Origin of the sequence: Phreatobacter sp. (assembly GCF_027532945.1) — a bacterium.
Classification (GTDB): domain Bacteria; phylum Pseudomonadota; class Alphaproteobacteria; order Rhizobiales; family Phreatobacteraceae; genus Phreatobacter.
This window is the reverse complement of the sequence record NZ_JAPZTZ010000016.1, coordinates 108,591-134,051: the sequence shown is the minus strand read 5'-3', so window position 1 is coordinate 134,051 and position 25,461 is coordinate 108,591. Positions and strand designations below refer to the sequence as shown.

At 68.7% G+C, this 25,461-nt stretch carries 27 protein-coding genes and 2 pseudogenes; 4 read left to right on the top strand and 25 right to left on the bottom strand.

From position 1 onward, the window contains the following. The 5 genes and pseudogenes from O9344_RS13130 to O9344_RS13110 form a co-directional block, all read right to left on the bottom strand. A pseudogene (locus O9344_RS13130) lies at positions 1 to 309 on the bottom strand (C4-dicarboxylate ABC transporter substrate-binding protein); the annotation flags it as partial. A 162-nt stretch (positions 310 to 471) separates the two neighbouring features. Beyond that, positions 472 to 1,992 carry an altronate dehydratase family protein gene (locus tag O9344_RS13125; RefSeq protein WP_298477856.1) on the bottom strand — a complete coding sequence of 507 codons (1,521 nt, stop codon included), beginning with the start codon at positions 1,990 to 1,992 and terminating at the stop codon, positions 472 to 474. 103 nt (positions 1,993 to 2,095) lie between these two features. Then, positions 2,096 to 2,716: an urease accessory protein UreG gene (ureG, locus tag O9344_RS13120; RefSeq protein WP_298477851.1), complete on the bottom strand. Its 621-nt coding sequence runs from the start codon at positions 2,714 to 2,716 to the stop codon at positions 2,096 to 2,098. Between the two features lie 66 nt (positions 2,717 to 2,782). Further along, the gene (locus O9344_RS13115) at positions 2,783 to 3,475 is read right to left on the bottom strand and encodes an urease accessory protein UreF (RefSeq protein WP_298477847.1); all 693 of its coding nucleotides are present in this window, start codon (positions 3,473 to 3,475) and stop codon (positions 2,783 to 2,785) included. Beyond that, entirely contained in the window at positions 3,468 to 4,166 is a 699-nt protein-coding gene (locus O9344_RS13110; RefSeq protein WP_298477844.1) for an urease accessory protein UreE, read from the bottom strand. The genes O9344_RS13115 and O9344_RS13110 overlap by 8 nt, the downstream gene beginning before the upstream one ends. Positions 4,167 to 4,263: 97 nt before the next feature. Here O9344_RS13110 and O9344_RS13105 point away from each other — a divergent pair. After that, positions 4,264 to 5,355 (top strand): annotated as a pseudogene (locus O9344_RS13105) (DUF2252 family protein). Here the strand turns inward: O9344_RS13105 and ureC are convergent. From ureC to O9344_RS13075, 6 genes are read right to left on the bottom strand one after another with little or no spacing between them, the layout of a single operon-like run. After that, on the bottom strand, positions 5,340 to 7,055 hold the full coding sequence (ureC, locus tag O9344_RS13100; RefSeq protein ID WP_298477842.1) for an urease subunit alpha: 1,716 nt from the start codon (positions 7,053 to 7,055) through the stop codon (positions 5,340 to 5,342). The pseudogene O9344_RS13105 and the gene ureC sit on opposite strands and share 16 nt — an antisense overlap. 22 nt (positions 7,056 to 7,077) lie before the next feature. Next, complete coding sequence (locus tag O9344_RS13095) at positions 7,078 to 7,383, bottom strand: urease subunit beta (protein ID WP_298477838.1); 306 nt, start codon at positions 7,381 to 7,383, stop codon at positions 7,078 to 7,080. Then, a complete protein-coding gene (locus O9344_RS13090) occupies positions 7,380 to 7,631 on the bottom strand; it encodes a DUF1272 domain-containing protein (protein ID WP_298477837.1) in 252 nt (83 codons plus the stop codon). The genes O9344_RS13095 and O9344_RS13090 overlap by 4 nt, the downstream gene beginning before the upstream one ends. A gap of 23 nt (positions 7,632 to 7,654) precedes the next feature. After that, positions 7,655 to 8,239 carry a HupE/UreJ family protein gene (locus tag O9344_RS13085; RefSeq protein ID WP_298477835.1) on the bottom strand — a complete coding sequence of 195 codons (585 nt, stop codon included), beginning with the start codon at positions 8,237 to 8,239 and terminating at the stop codon, positions 7,655 to 7,657. Positions 8,240 to 8,276: 37 nt separating this feature from the next. Continuing rightward, positions 8,277 to 8,579 (bottom strand): urease subunit gamma, encoded by a 303-nt coding sequence (locus O9344_RS13080; protein WP_108176954.1) that lies wholly within the window; start codon positions 8,577 to 8,579, stop codon positions 8,277 to 8,279. Positions 8,580 to 8,588: 9 nt separating this feature from the next. Beyond that, positions 8,589 to 9,461, bottom strand: coding sequence for an urease accessory protein UreD (locus tag O9344_RS13075; RefSeq protein WP_298477828.1), 873 nt, complete (start codon positions 9,459 to 9,461; stop codon positions 8,589 to 8,591). Between the two features lie 274 nt (positions 9,462 to 9,735). Here O9344_RS13075 and O9344_RS13070 point away from each other — a divergent pair, with 274 nt between their 5' ends. Next, a complete protein-coding gene (locus O9344_RS13070) occupies positions 9,736 to 9,930 on the top strand; it encodes a hypothetical protein (RefSeq protein WP_298477826.1) in 195 nt (64 codons plus the stop codon). 3 nt (positions 9,931 to 9,933) lie between these two features. Here the strand turns inward: O9344_RS13070 and pssA are convergent, their stop codons facing one another. The 12 genes from pssA to O9344_RS13010 form a co-directional block, all read right to left on the bottom strand. Further along, positions 9,934 to 10,779: a CDP-diacylglycerol--serine O-phosphatidyltransferase gene (gene pssA / locus O9344_RS13065; protein ID WP_298477823.1), complete on the bottom strand. Its 846-nt coding sequence runs from the start codon at positions 10,777 to 10,779 to the stop codon at positions 9,934 to 9,936. A gap of 32 nt (positions 10,780 to 10,811) precedes the next feature. Then, the gene (locus O9344_RS13060) at positions 10,812 to 11,513 is read right to left on the bottom strand and encodes a phosphatidylserine decarboxylase (protein WP_298477820.1); all 702 of its coding nucleotides are present in this window, start codon (positions 11,511 to 11,513) and stop codon (positions 10,812 to 10,814) included. A 69-nt stretch (positions 11,514 to 11,582) separates the two neighbouring features. Beyond that, entirely contained in the window at positions 11,583 to 12,437 is an 855-nt protein-coding gene (gene tatC / locus O9344_RS13055; RefSeq protein WP_298477817.1) for a twin-arginine translocase subunit TatC, read from the bottom strand. Beyond that, positions 12,434 to 13,045 carry a Sec-independent protein translocase protein TatB gene (gene tatB, locus O9344_RS13050; RefSeq protein ID WP_298477814.1) on the bottom strand — a complete coding sequence of 204 codons (612 nt, stop codon included), beginning with the start codon at positions 13,043 to 13,045 and terminating at the stop codon, positions 12,434 to 12,436. The genes tatC and tatB overlap by 4 nt, the downstream gene beginning before the upstream one ends. Positions 13,046 to 13,115: 70 nt before the next feature. After that, on the bottom strand, positions 13,116 to 13,430 hold the full coding sequence (locus O9344_RS13045; RefSeq protein WP_298477877.1) for a twin-arginine translocase TatA/TatE family subunit: 315 nt from the start codon (positions 13,428 to 13,430) through the stop codon (positions 13,116 to 13,118). 97 nt (positions 13,431 to 13,527) lie between these two features. Beyond that, positions 13,528 to 14,637, bottom strand: coding sequence for an ABC transporter ATP-binding protein (locus O9344_RS13040; protein ID WP_298477811.1), 1,110 nt, complete (start codon positions 14,635 to 14,637; stop codon positions 13,528 to 13,530). After that, positions 14,634 to 15,350, bottom strand: coding sequence for an SMC-Scp complex subunit ScpB (scpB, locus tag O9344_RS13035; RefSeq protein ID WP_298477808.1), 717 nt, complete (start codon positions 15,348 to 15,350; stop codon positions 14,634 to 14,636). The genes O9344_RS13040 and scpB overlap by 4 nt, the downstream gene beginning before the upstream one ends. Before the next feature lie 12 nt (positions 15,351 to 15,362). Further along, positions 15,363 to 16,190, bottom strand: coding sequence for a ScpA family protein (locus O9344_RS13030; RefSeq protein WP_298477805.1), 828 nt, complete (start codon positions 16,188 to 16,190; stop codon positions 15,363 to 15,365). A 49-nt stretch (positions 16,191 to 16,239) separates the two neighbouring features. Next, positions 16,240 to 17,304: a beta-N-acetylhexosaminidase gene (gene nagZ, locus O9344_RS13025; RefSeq protein WP_298477802.1), complete on the bottom strand. Its 1,065-nt coding sequence runs from the start codon at positions 17,302 to 17,304 to the stop codon at positions 16,240 to 16,242. 7 nt (positions 17,305 to 17,311) lie between these two features. Next, positions 17,312 to 19,060 carry an SPOR domain-containing protein gene (locus tag O9344_RS13020; RefSeq protein WP_298477799.1) on the bottom strand — a complete coding sequence of 583 codons (1,749 nt, stop codon included), beginning with the start codon at positions 19,058 to 19,060 and terminating at the stop codon, positions 17,312 to 17,314. Positions 19,061 to 19,102: 42 nt separating this feature from the next. Further along, positions 19,103 to 20,857: an arginine--tRNA ligase gene (gene argS, locus O9344_RS13015; protein WP_298477796.1), complete on the bottom strand. Its 1,755-nt coding sequence runs from the start codon at positions 20,855 to 20,857 to the stop codon at positions 19,103 to 19,105. Positions 20,858 to 20,886: 29 nt separating this feature from the next. Next, positions 20,887 to 22,104 (bottom strand): deoxyguanosinetriphosphate triphosphohydrolase, encoded by a 1,218-nt coding sequence (locus tag O9344_RS13010; RefSeq protein ID WP_298477794.1) that lies wholly within the window; start codon positions 22,102 to 22,104, stop codon positions 20,887 to 20,889. A gap of 154 nt (positions 22,105 to 22,258) precedes the next feature. On the opposite strand from O9344_RS13010, the gene erpA reads away from it, so the two are divergent. Continuing rightward, positions 22,259 to 22,603, top strand: a complete 345-nt coding sequence (gene erpA / locus O9344_RS13005; RefSeq protein WP_298477791.1) for an iron-sulfur cluster insertion protein ErpA — start codon at positions 22,259 to 22,261, stop codon at positions 22,601 to 22,603. Positions 22,604 to 22,607: 4 nt separating this feature from the next. Here erpA and O9344_RS13000 read toward each other — a convergent pair whose 3' ends face one another. Continuing rightward, positions 22,608 to 23,213, bottom strand: coding sequence for a pyridoxamine 5'-phosphate oxidase family protein (locus O9344_RS13000; protein WP_298477788.1), 606 nt, complete (start codon positions 23,211 to 23,213; stop codon positions 22,608 to 22,610). 92 nt (positions 23,214 to 23,305) lie between these two features. On the opposite strand from O9344_RS13000, the gene xth reads away from it, so the two are divergent. Continuing rightward, the gene (gene xth / locus O9344_RS12995; protein ID WP_298477785.1) at positions 23,306 to 24,088 is read left to right on the top strand and encodes an exodeoxyribonuclease III; all 783 of its coding nucleotides are present in this window, start codon (positions 23,306 to 23,308) and stop codon (positions 24,086 to 24,088) included. On the opposite strand, the gene O9344_RS12990 is transcribed toward xth, so the two are convergent. After that, complete coding sequence (locus O9344_RS12990) at positions 24,085 to 25,458, bottom strand: cytochrome P450 (RefSeq protein WP_298477782.1); 1,374 nt, start codon at positions 25,456 to 25,458, stop codon at positions 24,085 to 24,087. The genes xth and O9344_RS12990 overlap by 4 nt on opposite strands. Between the last annotated feature and the right edge of the window lie 3 nt (positions 25,459 to 25,461).

The following is a 25,461-nucleotide window of genomic DNA, read 5'->3' as shown; positions in this document are numbered from 1 at the left end:
CAGGGTCCAGACAATGTCCGCGACGCCGTCGCGCGCCTGGTCGAAGAGCTGCGGCGGCGCGCCGCCCAGCTGCATCGACGGGAAGATGTCGATCTTGATGCGGTTGCCGGAGGCCTCCTGCACCTTGCGCGACCAGGGCAGCAGGAAGCGCTGGTGGGCATTGGAGACCGGCGGCAGGAAGTGGTGCAGGCGCAGGGTCACCTGCGGGGCCTGGCCCCAGGCGACCCGCATCACGGCGGGGGTAGCGACAGCGGCACCGATGGCGGTAAGGGCATGGCGGCGCGTCAGCGTCAGGCGGCTGGATGTCATGGGCGTTCCTCCTCAAATCGTCCCGTAAAGGGCCGTGCGGCCCGCGCCTTGGCAGCGTCTTGGTCGATCAGGAGAGACGATAGCGACAGGCACGGCGTCGCCGCAACCGATTTGGTTGGATATCCGACTATAGCGGCCTGCGCAGGAATGCGGATGCCAGTGTCACATGGTCGCGCCGATTTGCCAGGGCACGAACTCGTTGTCGCCATAGCCGAGCCGCTCGGACGTGGTCTTCTCGCCGGAGGCCGTGCGCAGGATCAGGTCGAAGATCGCCTGGCCCTTTTCCTCCAGTGACACGCCGTCGAGCACGTCGCCGCAATTGATGTCCATGTCGTCGATCATCCGCGCATAGATGTCGGAATTGGTGGCGAGCTTGATGGAGGGTGTCGGCTTGCAGCCATAGGCCGAGCCGCGGCCGGTGGTGAAGCACAGGACGTTGCAGCCGCCCGCGACCTGGCCGGTCGCCGCGACGGGATCGTAGCCGGGAGTGTCCATGTAGACGAAGCCGTTGCGGTCGATCTTCTCGGCATAGTGGTAGACGCCGCGCAGCGTCGTCGAACCGCCCTTGGCGGCAGCACCCAGCGACTTCTCGAGGATGGTGGTGAGGCCGCCCGCCTTGTTGCCGGGCGAGGGATTGTTGTCCATCGAGCCCTCGTGCTTGGCGGTGTAGCCCTCCCACCAGTGGATGATGTCGACAAGCTTCTCGCCGACCGCCCGGCTCTCGGCCCGCCGCGTCAGCAGGTGCTCGGCGCCATAGATCTCCGGCGTCTCCGAGAGGACCGCCGTGCCGCCGTGGCGGACGAGAATATCGACCGCCTTGCCCAGCGCCGGATTGGCGGTGATCCCCGAATAGCCGTCGGACCCGCCACACTGGAGGGCGAGGCAGAGTTCGGAAGCGGGCAGCGTCTCGCGCTTGGTCGCGTTCACCAGCGGCAGCATCTCGCGGATGCGCGCGACCCCGGCCTCGATGGTTTTCGCCGTGCCGCCCGTTTCCTGGATCGTCATCGTCTGGAAGCGCGGGCCAGGCTCGATGCCGTAATCCTTCATCAGCCGCGGGATCTGGAAGACCTCGCAGCCAAGCCCCACCAGCAGCACGGCAGAGACATTGGGGTTGGTCGCATAGCCCCAGATCGTGCGCTCGAGGATCTCGTAGCCGAGCCCCTCGCCGGCAAGGCCGCAGCCGGTGCCGTGGACCAGCGAAATGACGCCGTCGACATTCGGGAACTCGGCCAGCATGCCCGAGCGGTTCACCGCCTCGGCCATGAACCGCGCAACCGACGCCGAGCAGTTCACCGAGGTGAGAATGGCGATGTAGTTGCGCGTGCCGGCCCGGCCCTTGTCGCGGCGAAAGCCCTGGAAGGTGGCGCGCTCGGCCAGCGGCAGCACGTCCTCAGGGCGCGCATCGGCGGCGAAGGCATAGTCGCGCTCGAAGGCGGCGAAGGCGCAATTGTGGGTGTGAACCCAGTCGCCCGCCGCGATCGGCACTGAGGCGAAGCCGATGATCTGGCCATATTTGACGATGGGCTCGCCGACCGCGACAGGCTTGGTCGCCATCTTGTGCCCCTTCATGACCCGAGCCGCCGCCGTCACCCCGTCGACGCGCTTGCCGGCATCGATCATGTCGACGGCAACGACGACATTGTCCGCCGCGGCGAGGCGGATGAAGCGGGGTTGGGTGGTCATGGGGCGCTCCCGGCAGTGCGGCCCTCGGGGCCGTCATTGCCGGGGATCATGGCCTTTCAAACGGTTCAAGAAAAGGCCCGGCGGGAAGGCCTGCCCTGCCCGCTCAGCGCGCGGCGAGGCCGCCCTTGTCGCGGACGAAGCGCGCGACCGCCTCGACGCCATCGCCGGTCTTGATGTTGGTGAAGACGAAGGGCCGCTGGCCCCGCATCTTCCTCGAATCCCGGTCCATATTGTCGAGATTGGCGCCGACGAGCGGGGCAAGGTCGGTCTTGTTGATGACGAGGAGATCCGAGCGGGTGATGCCCGGCCCGCCCTTGGACGGGATCTTCTCCCCCGCCGCCACGTCGATCACATAGATGGTGATGTCGGCGAGCTCCGGCGAGAAGGTCGCGGCCAGGTTGTCGCCGCCCGATTCGATGAGGATCAGGTCGAGCTGCGGGAACTTCTGCCGCATCTCCGCCACCGCCGCGAGATTGATCGAGGCGTCCTCGCGGATGGCCGTGTGCGGGCAGCCGCCGGTCTCGACACCCATGATGCGCTCCGTCGGCAGCGCCCCGGACCGCATCAGATATTCGGCATCCCACTTGGTGTAGATGTCGTTGGTGATGGCGGCGATCTCATAATCCTGCCGCAGCGCCTTGCAGAGCGCATCCATCAGCGCCGTCTTGCCGGAACCGACCGGTCCGCCAATGCCGACGCGCAGGGGTCCGTGGGGAGAAGGCATGATGTCTTCCTTGGTTGGAGGCACGATCCTATCCGAAAACCGGTGGCCACTTTCCGGGTTCGTGCCTCAGCTCCTGAACAGGCGGGTGTACTGGGTTTCGTGACGCATCGAGGCTAGGTCCGAGCGCAGCGCATGGCCGCCGATGGCGTCGAGGGTGAGGCCGCGGGCCACGCCCGCCGTCGTGCCGACGACCGGCTCCATGGCGGCGAGCGCCCGCTGCCCGTCGGTCTGGCCGAGGGGAACGAGGCGCACGGCCGCGGAAATGAGATTGGCAGCCACCGCATGGAGAAAAGCATGGACCGCTGTCGCCTCGTCGATGCCGTGGGCGGCAGTCGCAGCCCCGACGGCCACCGGATAGGCCACCGGACCATCCCAGGCGCTGCGCACGAGGGCGAGAGGCGCCGCCGGCCAGGCCGCCTCCGTTGCCGCCATGAAGGCATTGCCCTGGGCGGTGGTCTCGAGCCGTCGCTCCCTGGAGGGCTGGAAGGCGAGCGCCAGCTCCGCGACCTCGGCAAAGGCGACAGCGTCCCCAGTCGTCACGGCGCGATGGGCATGGACGCAGAAGGTGGCGTCCGCCACGCCCGATCCCTCCTCCATGACGACCGCCAGCCAGCCGACAAGGCTCCGGAGGTCGGTGATGTCGCCCGTCTCCACGGCCCATTCGAGGCCATGGGAATAGCTGAACGCCCCCACCGGATAGGCGGGCGACATCCAGGCGAGCAGGCGATAGAGCGCCGCGCCGGCGGCCGTCTCAGCCATGCTTGTGGTCGTGGCCGTGATGGTGATGGCCGTGGTCGTGGTGATGGTCGTGACCACAGCCGCAGGATTCGTCGTGGACATGGCCGGTGCTGGTCACCGCCAGCACGTCCCGCGGCTTCGGCGCGTGCGCATGGCCGTGATCGTGGTGGTCGTGACCGTGATGGTGCCCATGGTCGTGACCATGCGAATGGCCATGGTCGTGCGCATGTCCATGCGAGTGCCCGTGCGAATGCCCGTGCTCGTGGCCGGTGACCGTCCCATGGCCATAGGCCCCGCCCTCAGGATCGAAGGGCGCCTCGATGGCGACGACGCGCGCGCCGAGGCCCCGCACCATGTCCTCGATCACATGGTCGCGGCGGATGCGCAGCCGCGTGCCCATGATCTGCGTCGGCAGGTGGCGATTACCGAGGTGCCAGGCCACGCGAACCATGTGGTTCGGGTCGCTGGTGCGGATCTCGGCCAGCGGCTCGGCGGCAGCGACGACCAGCACGACACGGCCATCCTCCAGCTTCAGGCCGGCGTCGGAGACGAGCGGCACGGCCTCGGGGAGGTCGAGCAGGAAGGCGATCCCCTCGACGCCCTCCATCGCCATGCGGCGACGGTGGCGGTCGTCATAGTCGAGCACCACGCGGTCAATGACCGCGGTCTCGGGGAAGGAACGGGGCGGCAGGACGTCGGTGGCGCGGATCATGCCCGGAGTTGTGGTGCATCGCCCGCGGCGTCGTCAACCATCCTGACTTGCGCAGCCCCTGCGACAGGATCACCGTGCCGGCCATGGAGGCGGCGCCATGCGTGATGTCCACGACTCCCTGAAGGCCTATGAAGCCTGGCTGAAACAGGCCCTCGGCGGCCGAGCTGACCGCGCCGGCTTCGTCCGCAAGCACCAGAAGATGGCCGAAAGCCCCTGCGCCTTCCTGCGCGGCACCTACTCGCGGTTTGCCGAAACCATCCTCGCCGATTGCCCCGATGTCGCGGATGCGCCGGCCATCCTCGCGGTCGGCGACATCCACGCGGAAAATTTCGGCACATAGCGCGACGCCGAAGGCCGGCTCGTCTGGGGCGTCAACGATTTCGACGAGGCGGCGCGCATGCCCTATGCCTGCGACCTCATCCGCCTCGCCACTAGCCTTGCCCTTGCGGGCCAAGAGAGCACGCTCGGCGCCAAGGCTGTCTGCCGGGCGCTGCTGGAGGGCTATGGCGAAGGGCTGGACGACCCGCGGCCGATCGTCATCGAGAGTGACTATGGCTGGCTGCGCAAGGCGGTGATGTGCAAGCGCGGCGAAAGACGGGCATTCTGGGAGAAGATGGAGAAACTGCCCGCCGGTCGCCCGCCCCGCGGCTGGCGCGAGGCGCTCGCTGCCTCCATGCCGGAGCCGCGCCTGCCCCTGCGCATCGGCCCGCGCATCACCGGAACCGGCAGCCTCGGACGGCCGCGCTATGTCGCGGTCGCCACCTGGCGCGGCGGGCCGGTCGTCCGCGAGGCGAAGGCTCTCGTCACATCCGGCTGGTGCCTGGCCCGCCGGCCGCGCGACGCCACCCTCCAGCTCAACGCCATTGCCGGCGGCGCCTTTCGCGCCCCTGATCCGCACTACCGCGAGACCGACGGGGTCCTCGTGCGGCGCCTGTCGCCGAACAATCGCAAGATCGAGGTTGAGACAGGCCTGGCCGTGATGCTGAGCCCGCGCCTCATCCACCTCATGGGCCGCGACCTCGCGGCATGCCATGCCGGTGACGCGGCGCGCGCAGCCGCTGTCCGCAGGCACGCCGCGAGGCTCGATACGGCAACGCTTGCAGCCTGGGTCGCCGCTGCCCGGGCGCGGGTGATGGACGACCACGCCGCCTTCGCGGCGGCGATGGCCAAGCGTCAGAACAGGAAATAGCGCTGCGCCATCGGCAATTCCTTTGCCGGCTCACAGGTCAGCAGCTCGCCATCCGCCCGAACCTCGTAGGTCTCGGGATGGACCTCGATATGCGGTGTGGCGCTGTTGTGGATGAGGCTCTTCTTGGAGATGCCGCCGCGGACGTTCTCGACGGGGAGAACGATGCGGTCGAGGCCGAGCTTCTCGTGCACGCCGCGCTCATAGGCCGCCTTCGAGACGAAGGTGACCGAAGACGCGGTCATCGCCTTGCCGAAGGCGCCGAACATCGGCCGGTAGTGCATCGGCTGCGGCGTCGGGATGGAGGCGTTGGGGTCGCCCATCGGTGCGGCGGCAATAGTGCCGCACTTGATGACCAGCGCCGGCTTCACACCGAAGAATTTCGGCTCCCACAGACAGAGATCGGCGAGCTTGCCAACCTCGATCGAGCCGATGTGCTTCGACAGGCCATGGGCAATGGCCGGATTGATGGTGACCTTGGCGATGTAGCGCTTCACCCGGAAATTGTCGGCGCCGGTGCCGACATCCTCAGGCAGAGTGCCGCGCTGGACCTTCATCTTGTGGGCGGTCTGGAAGGTGCGGATGATCACCTCGCCGATGCGCCCCATGGCCTGGCTGTCGGAAGCCATGATGGAGAGCGCGCCCATATCGTGGAGGATGTCCTCCGCGGCGATGGTCTCCTTGCGGATGCGGCTCTCGGCGAAAGCAACGTCCTCGGGGATCGACGGCGAGAGGTGATGGCATACCATGAGCATGTCGAGATGTTCCTCGATCGTGTTCACGGTGTAGGGCATGGTCGGGTTGGTCGAGGACGGCAGCACGTTCTCCACCATGGCAACCTTGATGATGTCGGGCGCATGGCCGCCGCCCGCGCCCTCCGTGTGGAAGGCGTGGATCGTGCGCCCCTTCAGCGCCGCGATCGTGTCATCGACGAAGCCGCTCTCGTTGAGCGTGTCGGTGTGGATCATCACCTGGATGTCGTGGTCGTCGGCGACGCTCAGGCAATTGTCGATCGCCGCCGGCGTCGTGCCCCAGTCCTCGTGGAGCTTGAGGGCGCAGGCGCCCGCCTCGATCTGCTCGACCAGCGCATCGGGCAGCGCCGCATTGCCCTTGCCGGCAAAGGCGAGGTTCATGGGGAAGGCTTCCGCCGCCTGCAGCATCCGCGTGATGTGCCAGGGCCCCGGCGTGCAGGTGGTGGCCGTCGTGCCGGAGGCCGGGCCCGTGCCGCCACCGAGCATGGTGGTGAGGCCGGCCATCAGCGCCTCGTCGATCTGCTGCGGGCAGATGTAGTGGATATGGGTGTCGATGCCGCCGGCTGTGAGGATCTTGCCCTCGCCGCCGATGGCTTCCGTGCCGGGACCGATGATGATGTTGACGCCCGGCTGGACGTCGGGGTTGCCGGCCTTGCCGATGGCGTGGATGCGGCCCTCCTTGAGGCCGACATCGGCTTTCACGATGCCCCAGTGGTCGATGATCAGGACATTGGTGATGACCGTGTCGACCGCCCCCGCGGCATTGGTGATCTGGCTCTGGCCCATGCCATCACGGATCACCTTGCCGCCGCCGAACTTCACCTCCTCGCCATAGATGGTGAAATCCTTCTCGACGGCGACGAAGAGCTCGGTATCGGCGAGGCGCACGCGGTCACCGACGGTCGGCCCGAACATGTCGGCATAGGCGCCGCGGGTCATCCTGTAGGGCATGGAATTCTCCTGGAGGGACCGCTCAGAGCTTGCCCATGACGGATTGGCGGAAACCGTAGACGGTGCGCTCGCCGCGATAGGGCACCAGCGTCACCTCGCGGGTCTGGCCCGGCTCGAACCGCACCGCCGTACCCGGCGGGATGTCGAGGCGCATCCCGCGCGCCTTGTCGCGGTCGAACGACAGGCCGGGGTTCGTCTCGAAGAAATGGTAGTGCGACCCGACCTGCACCGGCCGGTCGCCGGTGTTGGACACCGTCAGCACGATGGAATTGAGCCCCTGATTGAGCTCGATCGTGCCGTCCGCGGGAATGATCTCGCCGGGTTTCATGGCGTGGCTCCGGCACAGCCCTGGGGCTTGAAGATGCGTGTCGTGGAGGCGGGAAAGCGGGCGAGTTTGGCGGCAGGCCTGACCGGCCGGCGCACCAGTTCCCCGCCGCAATTCGGGCAGGCCCCGCCGAGCTTCTGCGTCGCGCAATCGGCGCAGAAGGTGCACTCGAAGGTGCAGATCATCGCATGAATCGTGTCCGGCGGCAGGTCGCGGTCACAACATTCGAAGTTCGGGCGAAGATCCAGCATGAGAGCCTCCCGGCGAGATCGCGTCAGAACAGACGGACGGCGAGAACGACACCGGCGACGGCCGTCAGGCCGCCTGCCGCCCGCACCACCAGCGGCTGCGTCATCCGGCCGGCGATGACGGTGAGGCCGAGACCCGCGCCGTGGAGCAGCACGGTCGCGAGCGTGAAGCCGCCGGCATAGGCGAGCCCTGAGGCCGCGGCGGGGATTTCCGTGCCATGGGCATGGCCGTGGAAGAGGCCGGCAAGCGCCGCGAGACCCATGCCGACCGCAAGGCTCGGCCGCACCGCGAGGGCCGCGGCCAGACCGATGACGATGACCGAGGCGACGATCCCCTGCTCGACCAGCGGCATGGAGAGGCCCGCCATGCCGAGCGCGCCGCCCAGCACCATGGCGCCGACGAAGCTCGCCGGCCAAAGCCACATGGCGCGTCCGCCGGCAAGGCCGGCCCAGAGGCCGATAGCGACCATGGCCAGCAGGTGATCGAACCCGCCCAGCGGATGCAGGAAGCCGGAGGCGAAGGCGTGGCTGTGCGGCAGGCCCGGATGGGCCTCCGCGACGCCTGCGAAGGCGAGGACGGCGGGAAGGGCAAGAGCGATGGCGCGGCGCATGGCAGACCTCGTGGAAACAGGCATCAGCGGATAGGCATCAACGAATGGGATCGTGGACGGTGACGAGCTTCGTCCCGTCCGGGAAGGTCGCCTCGACCTGGATGTCGTGGATCATCTCGGCGATCCCCGCCATGACCTGGTCACGGCGGACGACATGCGCGCCGGCCTCCATCAGATCCGCGACGGAGCGGCCGTCGCGGGCGCCCTCGACGACGAAATCGGTGATGAGCGCAATGGCCTCGGGGTAGTTCAGCTTGACGCCCCGCTCGAGCCGGCGGCGCGCCACCATGGCGGCCATCGCGACCAGCAGCTTGTCCTTTTCACGCGGAGAGAGATTCATCGGCCTTCCTCAGCAGGACCACACGCGCGGCAGGGGGCCGTGCAGGTGCTCCAGTATGTCCACAAGTCCGGTGCGCAGGGCAAAGGGGTCGCGGGCGAGCAGCCGCAGCGACACCATCCCGTCGAAGCCGCTGACGCCTGCCTCGACGCCCCGCTCGCACAGCGCATCGGTGCGCTCGCGCAAGGCCTCCACCCGCGCCTCGGCATCGGGGGCGACGAGAACGACGCTCGCCGCAGCGATGGCGCCGGCGGCACAGGCCTTGGCATCGAGCCTTGCCGCCACGGCGCCGTCGAATCGCAGCCCCTCCGCATAGACAAGCCGGCCGCCGCGGCGGATCCGCCAGCGGTCGAACAGGCGCCCGTGTGCGACGCTCTCGCCGCGGGCAAGACGCCCGAACACCACGCTCTCAACCGCAAGGACGGTCGCATCCTCGGCCATGTCGATGTCGAGGCTGCGGTCGAGGGCTGAGCCGTCGAAAAGGATGGCCTCCTGCGGCAGCCAGGCGAGCGAGGCCCCCTGCCCCACGCGGATCGCGGTCGAAAAGGTGCCGACAGCGCCGGAGGAGCGATAGACCTTCTCGGCGGCCTGGCTGGTGACCACGGCGCGGGTACCCTCACCCGCATCGATCGCGAGACTGAACCGGTCGCCACCGGTGATGCCGCCCGCCGTGTTGATGACCACCGCTTCAAGCGCAGCGCCGGGCTCGACCCGCGGCATGCGGATGCGCAGGCCCGCCTCCTGGTAGCAGGTCATGACCGCCGTACGGCCATCGCGCAGGGCGAAGCCGAGGCGACCGACGCCATGCGCCCGCTGCATCGTCGCGCCCGCGGACCGCCAGGCGAACGCATCCCCCGCGACCGCGGGGGCATGGTCGGCCAGCATCGACGGATCCCCCTTGGACTGCCGATCTTGAAGAGCGGTCCGGGCCCTCGCAAGCACAGAAAATGGGCAGATCGCGCGCGAGCCTGTCCAAAAGTGAGGCCAGCCAGAATCATCTGAAAACCGCATGATTTCGACAGGAACGAACGGGTGGTTACCGCGTATTAACCTCACCCAGGGACGATCGTGGCGTCACGTGCATCGCATCCCCCGGGAATCGTTTCCGTACCGACGGCATGGGCCAGACCCTCGCCGCGGCGGAAGCCAGGAGACGACGATGATGCCACAGCCCGCGCTCGCCGATCTCGACCTCGCCCGCAGGCGAGCGGACGCCGCTGATCCGATGCTGGCGGTTCTCGGAGCCGATCGCAGCATCACCGATTCCGAGGCGCTGGCCCTGCTGCGCCGTCGCTATCCCCATGTCGCGCTGTGCGAGCGGGTCGCCGCGGTCGGCCGCTGGCGCCGCGGCTGAGCGTCAGGCCGGCGGAGGGGCCGACGAGGCCTCCGCGGCGGAGGCACGCTTGGCCTGTTCCTCCTCGCGCGCGAGACGACGGGCCTGCATCGCCACCGGCGCCAGCGAGGCGAGGTAGGCGATGGAGCCGACCGCCAGCACCTCCCAAGGATAGCTGAACAGCAGCGCCACGAGGGCGATGGCGATGACGAACAGCGGCAGCACGCGTTCGCGCGGGATCTGGGCGCCGAACTTCTTGCCGGAGAAGACCGGGACGCGCGACACCATCAACAGGGCGATGAGCACCGTGTAGGCCGTCGCCACGATCGGCGGGCTGAGCAGGTTCGGCAGGCCGCTGCGGTCCAGATAGATCGGCAGCAGCAGAAGAATGGCCCCCGCCGGGATCGGCACGCCCGTGAAGTAATTCGCCATCCAGGCGGGCGCATTCGGATCCTCGATCTGCACGTTGAACCGGGCGAGACGCAGGGCGCCGCAGATCGAGAAGACCAGCACCGCGATCCAGCCGATCGGACCGGCATGGTGCATGCCCCAGAGATAGAGGATCAGCGCCGGCCCGGCGCCGAAACTGACGAAATCGGCGAGGCTGTCGAGTTCGGCGCCAAATTTTGAGGTGCCCTTCATCAGCCGCGCGATCCGACCGTCCATGGAATCGAGGATCGCCGCCAGCAACACCAGGTAGACGGCGATATCGAACTTACCCTCCAGCGCCATGCGCATGGCGCTGAGGCCGGCGCAGAGCGCCAGCAGCGTGATCAGGTTCGGGATCAGCAGCCTGAGCGGCACCGGACGGAAACGCCGCCGGGGCGGCTCGTTGTTGTCCGGGGTGAAGGGCTGGAAAAGCGACGCCATGGCGGCAAGCCTAGTGGAAATGGAGCGACGCGTCAGCCAATACGGACGATGCGCTGCGGTTCGCTGGAGGTCATGTCGGCCAGCACGGTCTCACCGGCGATGGCGCGCTGGCCTTCGGCCACCAGCGGCTGCGCCCCTTCCGGAAAATAGACGTCGACGCGCGAGCCGAAACGGATCATGCCGAAGCGCTCGCCGGTGGCGAGCGGCTGGCCCTCGCCAACCCACCAGACGATGCGCCGCGCCAGGAGGCCAGCGATCTGCACCACGCCGAACGTCCCGTAGGCGGTGCGGATGACCACGCCGTTCCGCTCATTGTCCTCGGAGGCCTTGTCGAGATCGGCGTTGAGGAACTTGCCGGGACGATAGGCGAGCTTCTCGATGGTGCCGCCGATCGGCGCGCGGTTCACATGGCAATCGAAGACCGACATGAAGATCGACACACGCAGCATCGGCGCCGGCCCGAGGCCGAGCTCAACCGGCGGGACGACGCGCGAGATCATCGACACGCGGCCATCGGCCGGCGAGATGACGAGGCCGTCGCGCGCGGGGGTGACACGCACGGGATCGCGGAAGAAATAGACGACCCAGACGGCCAGGGCGAGCATCGGCCAGGTGAGCCAGGCGCCCCACCAGGCGAGGACGAGCGTCGCCACAGCCGCGATCGCGATGAAGGGATAACCCTCCCGGTGCACGGGGACGAGGACCGTGGTGCGGACGCTGTCGATGATGGACATGGGGTCTCCCCGGAATGGCGGTGCCGCCGCAGGGCGTCCCCGGCGGCGGCAAAAGAAACGGATAGCGCGTCAGGCGGCCGGCGCGGAGGAGCTGCCGTCATCCTCCGAGGCCGGATTCTCGGCGGCCCGCTTCTTCTCCATGCGAGCGACGATCAGGATGCCGATCTCGTAGAGCCCGATGAGCGGAATGGCCAGCGACAATTGGCTGATCACGTCCGGCGGCGTCAGGACGGCCGCGACGACGAAGGCGATGACGATGAAATAGCGGCGCTTTTCGCGCAGGAAGGTCGTGTCCACCACGCCGATCTGGCCGAGCAGCGCGATGATCACCGGCAGCTGGAACGAAATGCCGAAGGCGAAGATCAGCGTCATGATGAGGCTGAGATAGTCCTCGACGCGGCCGAGATACTGGATGGCCGTGGCCGTATCGCTCGGCGCCTGCTGCATGCCGAGCGAGAACAGCATCAGCGCCCGCATGACGAAGACCAGCACGAAGATGCCGCCGGTGAAGAAGCAGATCGGCGTCCAGATGAGATAGGGCCGGAAGGCGTCCTTCTCGTGGCTGTAGAGGCCGGGCGCCACGAACTTGTAGAACTGCACGGCAATGAGCGGGAACGCCAGGAAGGCGCCACCGAACATGCCGATCTTCAGCTGGGTGAAGAAGTATTCCAGCGGCGCGGTATAGATGAGCTTCACGTCGGTGCGCGGGATCTTCAGATAGTCCGCGGCCCACTCGTAGGGCAGAACCAGGATCTGGAAGATCTGCTTCGAGAAGATGAAGGACAGGATGAAGCAGGCGATGAAGCCGAGCATCGCCTTGATGAGCCGCGAGCGCAGCTCGATCAGGTGCTCGATCAGCGGCGCCTTGGAGGCCTCGATGGCCGCCTCGTCCGCCTTGATCCTGTCGTCAGACGTCGCGGTCATGCGTCGGTCTTCCTGGCGCCGGGCTCGCTGGCCGGCGGCGCGGGGGGAGGTGCAACGGCTTCAGCCGGCGCGGCGGGCGCCGCCTGGGCCATCAAGCCAGCGGGCGGGTCCACCGGCGCGGTCCCAACCACCGGAGCAGCGGTCGGCGTCGCAGGAGCCGGGGCAGGCGATGCGAAGGCAGCCGGCGGCTCGGCCGGCTTGAACGCCGCCTGGATGGCGGCGGGGTCGGCGGTGTAGCTCGGCGGCGCGGGGACGGCCTGCGCCAGCGGATCGGGCAGGGTCGGCCCGATCGTGCCGGGCGCCGGCTGGCCCTTGATCTCGTCGACGGTCGACTTGATCTGCTCGCGGGCATAGTCGATCGGATTGAAGGTCGAGGTCGGCGTCGTGTTCACCGCCTCGGTGACGCTGTTGATCGACGACTTGACCTTGTCGACCTCAGCCTCCTGCAGCGCCTGGTTGAACTGGTACTGGAAGTCAGAGGCCATGCGCCGCAGCTTGGCGAGCGCCTGCCCGAGGCCACGAAGGACGCCGGGCAGCTCCTTCGGGCCGATGACGACCAGCGCCACCACGCCGATCAATGCGATTTCGCCCCAGCTCAGATCGAACATGGCCATTCACCGTGCGCGCGACGCGGGTTACCGGAACCGGTCACCCGGCGCCGCGGACGCTTTGTATGCGTCAGCCGACCTTCGGGGCCGGAGCCGGATTGTGCTCCGGGGTGGCGGCGGTCGGTGCCGGCTGCGGAGCGACGGTGGCCGGAGCGGGCTGCGGCGCGGCTGCCGGAGCCGGATGGTGATCGATGGTCGAGGCGGGCGCAGTGGCCGGGGTAGCGACCGGCGGGGTCTCCGGCTTGTCGTCCTCGGCGAGGCCCTTCTTGAAGGCCTTGATGCCCTTGGCGGCGTCGCCCATGAACTCGGAGATCTTGCCGCGGCCGAACAGCAGCAGCACCACGATGGCGACCAGAATCCAGTGCCATGCGCTAAACGTACCCATCATCAACTCCTTAAGCCCTGTGGCGCCGACGTTTCCCCATGGGGTTCCGTGGCACTCAGCGTTCCGTGCGGCCCAGAACCGTCCGTTGGCTGCGAAACTATGCGCCGGGTGCGGCAAAAACAAGGACCTCGGCCGCGGTAACATCGACGCCAACGTCGCGGCCGGGGGCCAGCCCCTCACCGGAGCGGACACGCGCCTTGAGCGGCGTCTCGAGCCCCTGGACGGCAATTTCGAGCAGTTCCACCTCGCCGAGGAAGCGGCGCGAGACGAGACGGCCCGGAACGCACATGCCGGCGGGCTTCGGCGTGATCGATTGCGGCCGGATCGCGGCGACCGCCGGAGCGCCCTCGGCAAGTCCGGGCGCGGCGAAATATCCCACCGGCGTGACGATCCGTCCGGCGCGGACGACACCCGGCACCTCGTTGACGTCGGAGAAGAACCGCGCCGTGTCGAGATCGGCCGGCGCGCGGTAGAGATCGGAGGGCGTGCCGATCTGCGCGATGCGGCCACTGCGCAACAGGACGATCCTATCGGCCATGCGCATGGCCTCTTCCGGGTCATGGGTGACGACGATGCAGGTGGCGCGCGTCTCCCGCATCACCGCCAGCGTTTCGTCGCGGATGGCATCGCGCAACCGGCTGTCGAGGCCGGAAAAGGGCTCGTCCATCAACAGGATACCGGGCCGCGGCGCGATGGCGCGGGCAAGCGCCACGCGCTGCTGCTCGCCGCCTGACAGCGTGTGCGGATAGTCCTCGGCATGCCTGTCGAGCCCGACGCGGCTGAGGGCCAGGCGCGCCGCCTTCTCGGCCTCGGCGCGCGGCAGCGCCTTCAGGCCGAACATGACATTGGCGAGATTGGTGAGGTGCGGGAAGAGCGCGAAGTCCTGGAAGACCAGGCCGACGCCGCGCCGTTCCGGCGGAATGAAGGCGTCGGGACCTGCCACTTCGCGGCCGTCGATGGTGACGCGCCCGGAAAGCGGCCGCTCGATGCCAGAGGCGATGCGCAGCAGCGTCGTCTTGCCGCAACCGGAGGGCCCGAGCAGGCAGACTACCTCACCCGGCGCGACCGCCAGGGAAATGCCGTCGAGCGCCCTCACGCGCCCATAGCCGTGGACCACGTCCTCGAAGGCGAGCGAGGCGGCGATCGACGTGCCGGCAGTGCCGCGGCGTCCCCACCGCGACACGGTCTCCATGAAGGACTGGCTCATCGGCTCTCCTGGTCGGGAACCGGCGGCAGGCCGAAATCGAGTTCCGGCCCGTCATCCGGTTCCTCGTCGTCGCGCAGGCCGACATCGTCGCTGGGCACCGGCACCCGGAAGTTCGGCGGCAGGCGGCCGTCCAGCATGCCGGCGGCCTTGAGGTCGTCCAGACCCGGCAGGTCGGCGATGGCATCGAGGCCGAAATGGTCGAGGAAAGCCGGCGTGGTGCCAAAGGTCACGGGACGGCCCGGCACCTTGCGGCGGCCGCGGATCCGCAACCAGCCGGTCTCCAGCAGCAGGTCGATCGTGCCCTTGGCCACTGTGACACCGCGGATCTCCTCGATCTCCGCGCGCGTCACAGGCTGGTGATAGGCGACGATGGCGAGCGTCTCCAGCGCGGCGCGGGAGAGCTTGCGCTCCTCGGTCGTCTCGCGGTGGAGGAGGAAGGACAGGTCATCGGCGGTGCGGAAGGCCCATTTCCCTGCGACGCGCACCAGATTGACGCCGCGCGAGGCGTAGAAGGCCTGGAGGGTCATGAGGATGGACTTCAGGTCGGCGCCGCGCGGCAGCCTCTCGGCCAGCGCCGTTTCGTCCAGCGGCTCGGCTGCGGCGAACAGCAGCGCCTCGACGATGCGCAACTGTTCGACCGGCCCGTCGACAATGCCGACGGGGGCCCCCAGTTTCAGCTGGGACGGTTCAGGACTGTCACGCTCCTCGCCCATGGGCCGCTTCTATCACGTCCCCGGCGGGTTGGAAGGCGGCTCGCCGCGGCGCTTGCGCATCATCAGCGGTCCCATCGGCCGATCCTGGTGGACCTCCAGCACACCCTCCCGGACGAGCTCCAGGCTGGAGGCGAAACTCGAGGCGAGCACCGTCGCGCGCTTGTCGGGGGCGACAAGGTAGTCGACCAGGAACGTGTCGAGCGGTGTCCAGTCGAGGGTGGCGCCAACGAGGCGTTCGAGGATCTCGCGGGCCTCGGAGAGCGACCAGACCTTCCGATGCTCCATCCGGACATGGGACAGCGCCGATTTCTGGCGCTGCTGCGCATAGGCCGTGAGGAGATCATAGAGCGTCGCGTCCCAGCGCTTCGCCGCCAGCGCCACGATCGGCTCCGGATCGCCGCGCCCGAAGACGTCGCGGCCGAGCCGGTGGCGCGTCATCAGCTTGGCGGCGGCGTCGCGCATCGCCTGCAGGCGCTGCAGGCGAAAAGCCAGCACCTCCGCGAGCTCCGTGCCGGTAGGCTCGTCGCCCTTGCCTGTCTCGGGGATAAGAAGGCGCGATTTCAGGTAGGCGAGCCAGGCCGCCATGACGAGATAGTCGGCGGCAAGCTCGAGGCGCATCTTCCGCGCCTCCTCGATGAAGCCGAGATACTGGTCGGCGAGGGCAAGGATGGAGATGCGCGAGAGATCCACCTTCTGGCTGCGGGCGAGCGCCAGCAGCATGTCGAGCGGCCCCTCGAAACCGTCGACATCGACGACGAAAGCGGGCTCGGACGCGCTGCGCTCCACCGCCCCCTCGAAGGGCAGGACATTGTCGCCATAGGTCTGAGGAGGTCGCGCCATCGCCTGTTCCGAGCCGGCCCGTCGCCGGCGGGAGCCATCCTAGCCCAGGTCACACGCTCAGCGCATGGTCCGCGGCAAAGGCTGTGGATGAGCCGGTGGTCGCCCGTGCCAGCACCTCGGTGAAGCGCCCGAGGGCCTCGTCGCGGTCCAGCGGCTCAGGCATGTGGCGAATGCGCGCGAGCGCGGCCTGCGCCCGCCGCCAGGCGGCTCCAGAAAGCGCCCTCGCCTCCCCGGCAATCTCGCGCATCTCGTCGAGCTTGCCGTTGCAGTGGAGGACGACGTCGCAGCCGGCGCGGTAGGACGCCCGCGCCCGTTCGGCGAGGCTCCCCGCCAGCGCCTTCATCGACAGGTCGTCGGTCATGACGAGACCGTCATAGCCGATGGCCCCCCGCACGATCTGGCGCATGACCCGCCGCGACGTCGTCGCCGGGCGTTTCGCATCGATCGCCGTGTAGACGACATGGGCGGTCATCGCGAGTGGCATGTCCGTCAGGGTGGCAAAGGGCAGGAAGTCGGACGCTTCGAGCTCCTCGCGCGAGGCCGTGACCACCGGCAGGTCGAAATGACTGTCGGCCCCTGCCCGGCCATGACCGGGAATGTGCTTGACCACCGGCAGGACCCCGCCGGCGAGAAGTCCCTCGGCCATGGCGCGGCCGAACTGCGCCACAGCGGCCGCATCAGTCGCGAAAGCGCGGTCGCCGATGACGTCATGGGCGCCGGCAACCGGGACATCCAGCACGGGCGCGCAGTCGACAGTGATGCCGACAGCGAGGAGGTCATGGGCCAGCAACCGCCCCCCGAGGCGGGCCATTTCACGCCCCACGAGCGGATCATTGGCGGCAATGCGGGAAAAGGCCCGGGCCGCCGGATATTTCGGCCAGTGCGGTGTGGTGAGCCGCTGGACCCGTCCCCCCTCCTGGTCGACCAGCACCGGCGCATCGGCACGGCCGACGGCGGCGCGGAAGTCGGAGGTCAGGCGGCGGATCTGATCGGGATTGTCGCAATTGCGCCGGAAAAGGATCAACCCCCAGGGGTCGAGGTCGCGAAAGAAGGCGACCTCGTCACCGGTGAGCTCCGTCCCGGCGCAGCCGAGAATGAGGGCCGCGGGGGCCATGCGAGCCTCAGTTCAGGACGCAGGAACCGCCCGAGCCACGCAGCTGCTCGCAGAAGCTCTGCGCCTCGGCCCGCGAGAAGGGACCAACCCGGACGCGATGCCAGGTGCCGCGACCCGGGAGTTCCGCCGAACGGATGCTGAGGCTTTGGCCCTGAAGCAGCGGGAAGCGTCGCTGGGCGGTGGCAAAAGCCGACCGGGCCTCGGCCTCGGACTGGTGCGACGAGATCTGCACGAAGGTGCCGCCCGATCCGGCGATGGCGGCAGGAGCCGGCGACGGGGCCGTAGCGGCGGCGCGGACGGACGCCGTCTGCTGCGGGCCGAGATCCATGGGGCGGGCCTGGGCGGTCGGTGCCGGGGCCGCTGCGCGGACCGGCTCGACGGAGGTCGGGCTGGCGGCGGGTTCAGCCCGGGCGACACGGATGGTCTGCACCGGACGCGGCGGCGGCATGGGCGTGCCGGCCGACACCGGCGCGGCGGCTGGGCGGCTGTCCGCGGCGGCGAGGCGCGACGGCGCAGCCGGCGCAGTCGACACCGGCACGACCGACAGCGAGGTTTCGGAAGGACGGGGTGCCAGGGCCGCTGCGGGCGCCATGATGCTGCCGTCGGGCCCGACCTGGACGGTGCGGACGCGGCGCGGCTCTTCGGCGCGCGCCGCCGGAACCGGAGCCGGCATGGGCGCGGCGACGGGAGCCGGCGCGGCAACGGCAGCCGCACGAGCAGACGCATCGGGCGACGGCACAAGCGGAATGATACGGGCCGGAACCGGCGGCTCCTGCACCTGGGCGGCCTGCTCGCGGGCGCTCACCGGACGCTCCTCGCGCGCCACCACGCGCTCGCCCTGGGCGACGCGATCGGTGACGGGCTTGGGATCCTGGGCCTGCTGGGCGGCCACGCGCACCGGCGACTGGTCGGCGCGGATGACGCGCGGCTCACCGCCGACGCCACCGCCCCCCGTCATGGCGCGGTAGCCATAGACGCCGCCGCCGCCGAGGACGGCGAGGCCCATGATGGCCACGATCGCGGTGACACCGGCCCGGCGACGCCGCGGCGGCGCCTCATCGGCCTCGTCGGCATAGGCGTAGCGCCCATCGGACGCGGCGGGCGCAGCTTCAGCGGGCGCGGCATAGGAGGGAGCGGGGGCGTAAGCCTCCTGCCGGCCCGCCTGCTGGTTCTGGCGAAGCGCATAGGCGCCAGCCCCGACGGCAACAGCGGCGGCAGCACCGGCTGCCACATAGGCCCCGGCGGGGATGCGACCCGACTCGTCCGCAGCAGAGAAAGACCGCCCGAATTCCTCATGCAGGCGACGGTCCAGTTCGTCATGGGCGGCGGATTCGCCGTGCCACAGCTCGTGCGACCCGCGCAACTCGTCGATGGGCTCCTCGGCGACCTCGTCGTCGGCAGCGGCCTCGCGGTGCTTGGCGAGCTCGGCCTCAAGATCTTCCCAGTCGATGCCGTCATCGGAGGAAGCGCCGCGCAGCGGCATGGCCGGCAGGTCGTAGGTCTCGTCCTCGACCTCGTCAGCGGCCTCGTCCTCGACCGCGGCCTCCGCGGCGGGCGCCTCGAAGCCCGGCTCGGTGCGGGTGCGGGCGATGGATTTCAAGAGGTCCGCATAGGTGTCGTCCTGCCCCATGATGCGGGCGAGGTCGGCAAGCGGATCACCGCCCTGGCGACCCGCAGCAGCAGGCTCACGATCGCGGGCATCGCGGTCATAGGCGTCGTAATCGCGATAGCTACGCAAACTGGTCTCGTTGGCCATGGGCCCCGCCGTCGGTGGGCGCCGCTGGAACGCGCGGCGCGATCAACGCATTTCTTCGACGGCCTCGACACCGAGGATCGCAAGACCCGATCTGAGAACGGTCACGATACCCTGGACCAGCGCAAGGCGCGCCGCCGTCATTTGTCGATCATTTTCCATAATGAAGCGTAAATGCGACGAATCCTTCCCGCGATTCCACTGCGAATGGAAGTCGGACGCAAGCTCGTACAGGTAGAAGGCCACACGATGTGGCTCATGCGCCTGGGCCGCGGCCTCGATGAGCCGCGGATACTGGGCGATCCGCTGGATGATGGCGACTTCCCCGGCGTCGTCGAGGCGGTCCAGCGCCGCAGCCGACAGCGCGGCGGGCTCGAGATCCATGTCGGGCACCGCAGCCGCGGCGTTCCTCAGGATCGAGCGGCATCGCGCATGCGCGTACTGGACATAGAAGACCGGATTGTCCTTCGACTGCTCGACGACCTTGGCGAGATCAAAGTCGAGCGTCGCGTCGTTCTTGCGGTAGAGCATCATGAAGCGCACCGCGTCGCGGCCGACCTCGTCGACCACTTCGCGAAGCGTGACGAAATCGCCCGAGCGCTTCGACATGCGAACCGGCTCGCCGTCGCGGAACAGGCGCACCAGCTGGACGAGCTTCACGTCGAGCGCCGCCTTGCCGCCGGAGATCGCCTTCAGCGCCGCCTGCATCCGTTTCACATAGCCGCCATGGTCGGCACCCCAAACGTCGATCTGGTTGAGGAAGCCGCGGTCCGCCTTGTCCTTGTGGTAGGCGATGTCGGAGGCGAAATAGGTGTAGGTGCCGTCCGACTTCATCAGCGGGCGGTCGACATCGTCGCCAAAGGCGGTCGAGCGGAACAGCGTCTGCTCGCGCTCCTCCCAGTCGGCATCGTCGGCGCCCTTCGGCCGCTCCAGCACGCCCTCATAAATGTTACCCTGGGCGCGCAGCGCCTCGATGGCGGCGCGCACCTTGTCCAGTGGCGCCTGCAGCGAGCGCTCCGAGAAGAAGACGGCGTGTGAGACATTGAGGGCGGCGAGGTCGCCGCGGATCTCCGACATCATCGCGTCGATGGCCGCATCGCGGCAGAGCGGCAGCCACTCGGCCTCCGGCGCGCTCATGAGGCGATCGCCATAAGCCGCCTTCAGCGCCGCGCCGACCGGCTTCAGATAGTCGCCGGGATAGAGACCCTCGGGGATGGCGATCGTCTCGCCATTGGCCTCGCGGTAGCGCAGATAGGCGGAGCGGCCGAGCACCTGCACCTGCGCGCCGGCATCGTTGATGTAGTACTCGCGGGTGACGTCGTAGCCGGCGCGGTCGAGGAGATTGGCGAGCGCATCGCCGAACACCGCCCCCCGGCAATGGCCGACATGCATCGGCCCGGTCGGATTGGCCGAGACATATTCGACATTGACCTTGGCGCCGCCGCCGATGCCGACGCGGCCGAAAGCGTCGCCCTCGGCGACCGCCGCAGCGAGGATGCGCGGCCAGACCTCCGCCTTCACGGTGAGGTTGATGAAGCCGGGACCGGCGATGTCCACCTTTGCGACGTCGGGCACGGCGGCGAGGCGCGCGGCGATCTTCTCGGCGAGGTCGCGCGGCTTCATGCCGGCATCCTTCGACAGGACCATGGCGGCGTTGGTGGCGAGGTCACCGTGGGTCGGGTCTCGGGGCGCTTCCACCACGACGCGGTCGAGCGCGGCCTCCGGCAGGACGATGCCGTCGGCGGCGAGCGCGGAGACCGCTGCACGCACGTGCTGGGTGAAGAGAGCGAAGATGTTCATGCCGATGACCTGATGGGAGGCGGTCGCCTCTAGCGCAGATCGGGGGTCTGGGCAAACAGGCGGCGATGTTCGTCGAGGGCGTAACGGTCCGTCATGCCGGCAATATAGTCGGCGGCGCGGCGGGCGCGGCGGGCCTCGTCGAGCAGTTCGACGCCAGACGACCATTGCGGCGGCATGGCCGTGGGGTGCTCGAAGAAGGCGGCGAAGAGGTCGCGCACCACCCCGGCCGCGTCCCGCCGGATCGGCACGACCCGGGGGTGGCGATAGACATTGGCGAAGAGGAACCGCTTGATCCCGTCATCGTAGTCGCGGATCACCGGCGAGAACTGCACGAGGGTGCGGCCTGCTGCACGAATGTCCTCGACGGAGGATGGCGCAAGCGCTGCGATGGCGCGGCCCGCCTCGCCGATCACATCCTCGACCAGCCGGGTGATGACGCGCCGCGTCAGCTCGTTGATCTCGCGGCTCTTCTCCAGCGTCGGATAGCGGCCGCGGATCTCGACCAGAAACTCGGCGGCCAGCGGCACCTCGGCGGCAAGATCGTCGAGGGTGAAGAGCCCTGCCCTCAAGCCATCGTCGATATCGGCCGCGTCATAGGCGATGTCGTCCGCAATGGCGGCCGCCTGCGCCTCAGCGCTGGCATGGGTGGCAAGGTCGAGGGGCTGCAATGCGTCATATTCGAGGATCGCGACGGGAATGCCGCGTTTCGCATAGCGCTCGGTCGGCGTGCCGTCCGGGGCCAGCAGGGGCCCGTTGTGCTTCACCAGCCCCTCCAGCGTTTCCCAGCTGAGGTTGAGCCCGTCGAAGCCGGCATAGCGGCGCTCGAGCCGCGTGACGATGCGCAGCGACTGGGCATTGTGGTCGAAGCCGCCATAGGGGCGCATCACCTCGTCGAGGGCATCCTCGCCGGTATGGCCGAAGGGCGTGTGACCAAGGTCGTGGGCGAGCGCCAGCGTCTCCGCGAGATCCTCGTCGAGGCCGAGCGCACGGGCGAGGGAGCGGGCGATCTGCGCCACCTCGATCGTGTGCGTCAGGCGGGTCCGGTAGTGGTCGCCCTCGGGCGCGACGAAAACCTGCGTCTTGTGCTTCAGCCGCCGGAAGGCCGTGGCATGGACGATGCGGTCGCGGTCGCGGTGGAATTCGGTGCGCGTCGGCGAGGACGGCTCAGCCACCAGCCGGCCGCGGCTGCGCCGGGAATCGGAGGCGTAAGGGGCCAGCGGCGGATAGAAGTAGCTCGCGACGGCCATGCGGGTTCAGGTCCCCTGCCCGGCCCTTTGGTTCCGCCCGTCAGCGGCGGGTGATTGACCGGCACCAGGGGCGCACATACCTATGGGAACGGCCGGCCGCAAGGCTGAGCCGCCCTTTCATGTGTTTCCGGCCTTGAACCGGGGAGACATCGCCATGACCACCGAGACTCTCGACACGTCCGTCACCGTCACTGACCGCGCCGCGGCGCGGATTACGAAGATTATGGCAACGGAGCCTCCGGGCACCATGCTGCGGATCTCCGTGGAGGGTGGCGGCTGCTCCGGCTTCCAGTACCGCTTCGACTTCACCACCGAGCGCAATGCCGACGACCTCGCCATCGAGAAGGCGGGCGCGACGGTTCTCGTGGACGAGGTGTCCCTGCCCTACATGGCCGGCACCGAGCTCGACTGGGTCGACGACCTCATCGGCTCGGCCTTCAAGCTCAGGAACCCCAATGCCGTCGCCAATTGCGGCTGCGGCACCAGCTTCTCGCTCTGAGACGTCAGTAGAGTGTCGTCGCGACCCGGCCGGGCAGCGCCTGGTCGTAGGCCTCCGCGTCGAAGCTCTCCTTGGCGCTTTTCAGCATCTGGCCGGCGCTCGGCAAGGCGCCACGGGGCTGCTGCGCCGCCGGGTCCCACAGGCGCGAGCGGATGAGCGCGCGCGAACACTGGAAATAGACAGCCTCAACCTCGATCACCAGGCCGGTAACGGGCACCTTGCCATCGATGGCGGAGGGCGCGAGCAGCGCCGGATCGGTGGTGATGCGGCCGCGGCCATTGATCCGCAGCGTCTCGGCGACGCCCGGGACCATCACCAGCAAAGCGAGGCGCGGATCGCGGACGATGTTCAGCAGGCTGTCGATGCGGTTGTTGCCGCGCCGGTCCGGGATCAGCAGTGTTCGCTCGTCGAGGACACGGATGAAGCCCGGCGGGTCGCCGCGCGGCGTGGCATCGAGCCCCTCGGGGCCGGCGGTGGACAGCACACAGAAGGGCGAGGCTTCGACCAGCGCCCGATAGGCAGGCGTCAGGTGACGAACCTCCTTGGCGATCGAGGCCTCTCCGACCGAACCGTAGAGGACCTTCAGCGCCGCCTCGTCGTCGATCCACATGGCCCTCTCCGTCTCGCTGCTGCCGTCGCCGGGGGCGACCGCGGCCAACAGTGGCGCTAGAGTGCGCCGGCCGCAGAATCGCAGGACCCGTCATGATCGTCGCCACCTGGAACGTCAATTCGGTCAAGATCCGGGTGGAGAACACGCTCGCCTGGCTGAAGGAGCGCGATCCCGACATCGTCTGCCTGCAGGAGCTGAAATGCGTCGACGAGGCCTTCCCGCGCGAGTCCTTCGAGAGCGCCGGCTACAATGTCGCGACCCACGGGCAGAAGACCTATAACGGCGTCGCCATCCTCTCGAAGCTGCCGCTCGAGGACGTGACGCCGCGGCTGCCCGGTGACGATTCGGACGAACAGGCCCGCTATCTCGAGGCGGTCGTCTCGACCGGGAGCGGCGCGGTGCGCGTCGCCAGCCTCTACCTGCCCAACGGCAATCCGCTCGGCACCGAAAAGTTCACCTACAAGCTCGCCTGGATGGACCGACTCATCCGCCATGCCCGCGCGCGGCTGGCGCTGGAGGAGCCGTTCCTGCTCTGCGGCGACTACAACGTCATCCCCATGCCGGAGGACGCGAAGAACCCCAAGGACTGGGTGAACGACGCGCTGTTCCAGCCGGAATCGCGGGGAAAGCTGCGGGAGCTCACGGCCCTCGGCTTCACCGACGCGCTGCGCGCCTGCGACGATACCCCCGGCCTCTACTCCTTCTGGGACTATCAGGCCGGCGCCTGGCAGCGGAACAACGGCATCCGCATCGACCACCTGATGCTGTCGCCGCAGGCAACCGACCGCCTTGTCACTGCCGGCATCGACCGAGATGTCCGCGGCTGGGAGAAGCCGAGCGACCACGTGCCGGTCTGGTGTGAAATCAGCGTCTAACGCCGCTCCACCCGCATCGGCATGCCGCCCTCGGGGCGCAGCGTCAGCCGCGTCGTCGGCATGGGCTTGTGGCCGGCGAGCGGCACGAAGCGCAGGGACCGGATGAGGGTCGCGAGGATCGCCACCGCCTCGATCTGCGCGAAGGCTGCGCCGATGCAGATGCGTGGGCCGGCGCCGAAGGGCAGATAGGCGCCGCGATGGAGCTGGCGGGCCTTGTCGGGCGCAAAGCGGTCCGGATCGAAGGCTGCGGGGTTGTCCCAGATCAGTGTGTGGCGGTGGACCGCATAGACGGGGATGTAGACCGGCGTGCCCTTGGCCAGGACTTTGTCGCCGAGCGTCACCTCCTCCGCCGCGATGCGCGGAATGATCGGCGCCGGCGGATAGAGACGCATCGCCTCCTGGATGACCTGTTTCGCATAGACGAGGCCCTCGATGTGGCGCGCCTCAACGGGCCCCTCGCCGACCACCTGGGCCACCTCCTCGACCAGCCGCGCCTCGACCGCAGGCGCGTTGCCGACCAGCCAGAGCGCCCAGGTCAGCGCCAGCGCCGTCGTCTCGTGGCCTGCGACAACGAAGGTGAGCAGGTTGTCGGCCAGTTCCGCATCGGTCATGGCCCGGCCGTCTTCCGGGTCGGTCGCGGCGATCAGCGCATCGAGCAGATCCGGTTCCGCCAGGGGCTCAGCCCGCCGCTCGGCAATGACCCGCGCCATCTCGGCCCTGAGGAAGCGGTTGCCGGCCATGGCGCGCCGCCGCCCGGGGTAAGGCAGCCATTCCGGCAGGCGCAGGGTCGTATAGGCGGCGATCCAGCCAACGGTGTCGAAATAGCGCGAAATCTCCTCGCCGAAACGCTTCGTGTCGAAACGCGTGCGGCCCGACAGCATCGTCTCGACGATGACGTCGAAGGTCGTCTCCATCATCGCCTCGGCCATGTCGATGGTCGCGCCGGAGGAGGCTCCGAGACGCTCCACCGTGGCGGCAGCGGAGGTGGAGAAGGCCGGCATGAAGGACAGGATCGTCCCGTGCCGGAACGGCGGCGAGGCGGCGCGGCGCTGCCAGCGCCAGGCGGCGCCCTCGGCCGTGAAGATCGACTCGTCGCCGACCGCCGGCCCGATCGTCCGGCGGATGATGGGCGCCTTGGGAAAGGACGACGCCTTGCCCACCAGCACCTCATCGACCAGCGGCGGGTCCATCACGAAGAGCAGGCCACGCTTGCCGAACGGAACCTCGAGGGCTTTCTCCTCGAAGACGGCCTGTGGCCAGGTGGCGAGCGGATTGTCGATGAGGCGGCGCAGGAAGGGCAAAAGCCCCAATGGCTGCACGGGATGGGTCAGGGCCTGAGGCGTGAAGAGCGCTCCGTCCGCCGCCGTCATGTG

Excerpts from the sequence above, each read along its gene's own strand:
- O9344_RS13000 (WP_298477788.1), bottom strand. The coding sequence starts at position 23,213 with ATGTGGATCGACGACGAGGCGGCGCTGAAGGTCCTCTACGGTTCGGTC.
- argS (WP_298477796.1), bottom strand. The coding sequence starts at position 20,857 with ATGAACATCTTCGCTCTCTTCACCCAGCACGTGCGTGCAGCGGTCTCC.
- O9344_RS13110 (WP_298477844.1), bottom strand. The coding sequence starts at position 4,166 with ATGATCCGCGCCACCGACGTCCTGCCGCCCCGTTCCTTCCCCGAGACC.
- O9344_RS13030 (WP_298477805.1), bottom strand. The coding sequence starts at position 16,190 with ATGGCGCGACCTCCTCAGACCTATGGCGACAATGTCCTGCCCTTCGAG.
- scpB (WP_298477808.1), bottom strand. The coding sequence starts at position 15,350 with ATGGGCGAGGAGCGTGACAGTCCTGAACCGTCCCAGCTGAAACTGGGG.
- O9344_RS13125 (WP_298477856.1), bottom strand. The coding sequence starts at position 1,992 with ATGACCACCCAACCCCGCTTCATCCGCCTCGCCGCGGCGGACAATGTC.
- O9344_RS13020 (WP_298477799.1), bottom strand. The coding sequence starts at position 19,060 with ATGGCCAACGAGACCAGTTTGCGTAGCTATCGCGATTACGACGCCTAT.
- O9344_RS13040 (WP_298477811.1), bottom strand. The coding sequence starts at position 14,637 with ATGAGCCAGTCCTTCATGGAGACCGTGTCGCGGTGGGGACGCCGCGGC.
- tatC (WP_298477817.1), bottom strand. The coding sequence starts at position 12,437 with ATGACCGCGACGTCTGACGACAGGATCAAGGCGGACGAGGCGGCCATC.
- nagZ (WP_298477802.1), bottom strand. The coding sequence starts at position 17,304 with ATGGCCCCCGCGGCCCTCATTCTCGGCTGCGCCGGGACGGAGCTCACC.
- O9344_RS13010 (WP_298477794.1), bottom strand. The coding sequence starts at position 22,104 with ATGGCCGTCGCGAGCTACTTCTATCCGCCGCTGGCCCCTTACGCCTCC.
- pssA (WP_298477823.1), bottom strand. The coding sequence starts at position 10,779 with ATGGCGTCGCTTTTCCAGCCCTTCACCCCGGACAACAACGAGCCGCCC.
- O9344_RS13060 (WP_298477820.1), bottom strand. The coding sequence starts at position 11,513 with ATGTCCATCATCGACAGCGTCCGCACCACGGTCCTCGTCCCCGTGCAC.
- O9344_RS13075 (WP_298477828.1), bottom strand. The coding sequence starts at position 9,461 with ATGCTGGCCGACCATGCCCCCGCGGTCGCGGGGGATGCGTTCGCCTGG.
- O9344_RS13045 (WP_298477877.1), bottom strand. The coding sequence starts at position 13,430 with ATGGGTACGTTTAGCGCATGGCACTGGATTCTGGTCGCCATCGTGGTG.
- O9344_RS13095 (WP_298477838.1), bottom strand. The coding sequence starts at position 7,383 with ATGAAACCCGGCGAGATCATTCCCGCGGACGGCACGATCGAGCTCAAT.
- erpA (WP_298477791.1), top strand. The coding sequence starts at position 22,259 with ATGACCACCGAGACTCTCGACACGTCCGTCACCGTCACTGACCGCGCC.
- O9344_RS13115 (WP_298477847.1), bottom strand. The coding sequence starts at position 3,475 with ATGGCTGAGACGGCCGCCGGCGCGGCGCTCTATCGCCTGCTCGCCTGG.
- xth (WP_298477785.1), top strand. The coding sequence starts at position 23,306 with ATGATCGTCGCCACCTGGAACGTCAATTCGGTCAAGATCCGGGTGGAG.
- ureG (WP_298477851.1), bottom strand. The coding sequence starts at position 2,716 with ATGCCTTCTCCCCACGGACCCCTGCGCGTCGGCATTGGCGGACCGGTC.
- O9344_RS13070 (WP_298477826.1), top strand. The coding sequence starts at position 9,736 with ATGATGCCACAGCCCGCGCTCGCCGATCTCGACCTCGCCCGCAGGCGA.
- O9344_RS12990 (WP_298477782.1), bottom strand. The coding sequence starts at position 25,458 with ATGACGGCGGCGGACGGAGCGCTCTTCACGCCTCAGGCCCTGACCCAT.
- O9344_RS13090 (WP_298477837.1), bottom strand. The coding sequence starts at position 7,631 with ATGCTGGATCTTCGCCCGAACTTCGAATGTTGTGACCGCGACCTGCCG.
- O9344_RS13085 (WP_298477835.1), bottom strand. The coding sequence starts at position 8,239 with ATGCGCCGCGCCATCGCTCTTGCCCTTCCCGCCGTCCTCGCCTTCGCA.
- ureC (WP_298477842.1), bottom strand. The coding sequence starts at position 7,055 with ATGCCCTACAGGATGACCCGCGGCGCCTATGCCGACATGTTCGGGCCG.
- O9344_RS13080 (WP_108176954.1), bottom strand. The coding sequence starts at position 8,579 with ATGAATCTCTCTCCGCGTGAAAAGGACAAGCTGCTGGTCGCGATGGCC.
- tatB (WP_298477814.1), bottom strand. The coding sequence starts at position 13,045 with ATGTTCGATCTGAGCTGGGGCGAAATCGCATTGATCGGCGTGGTGGCG.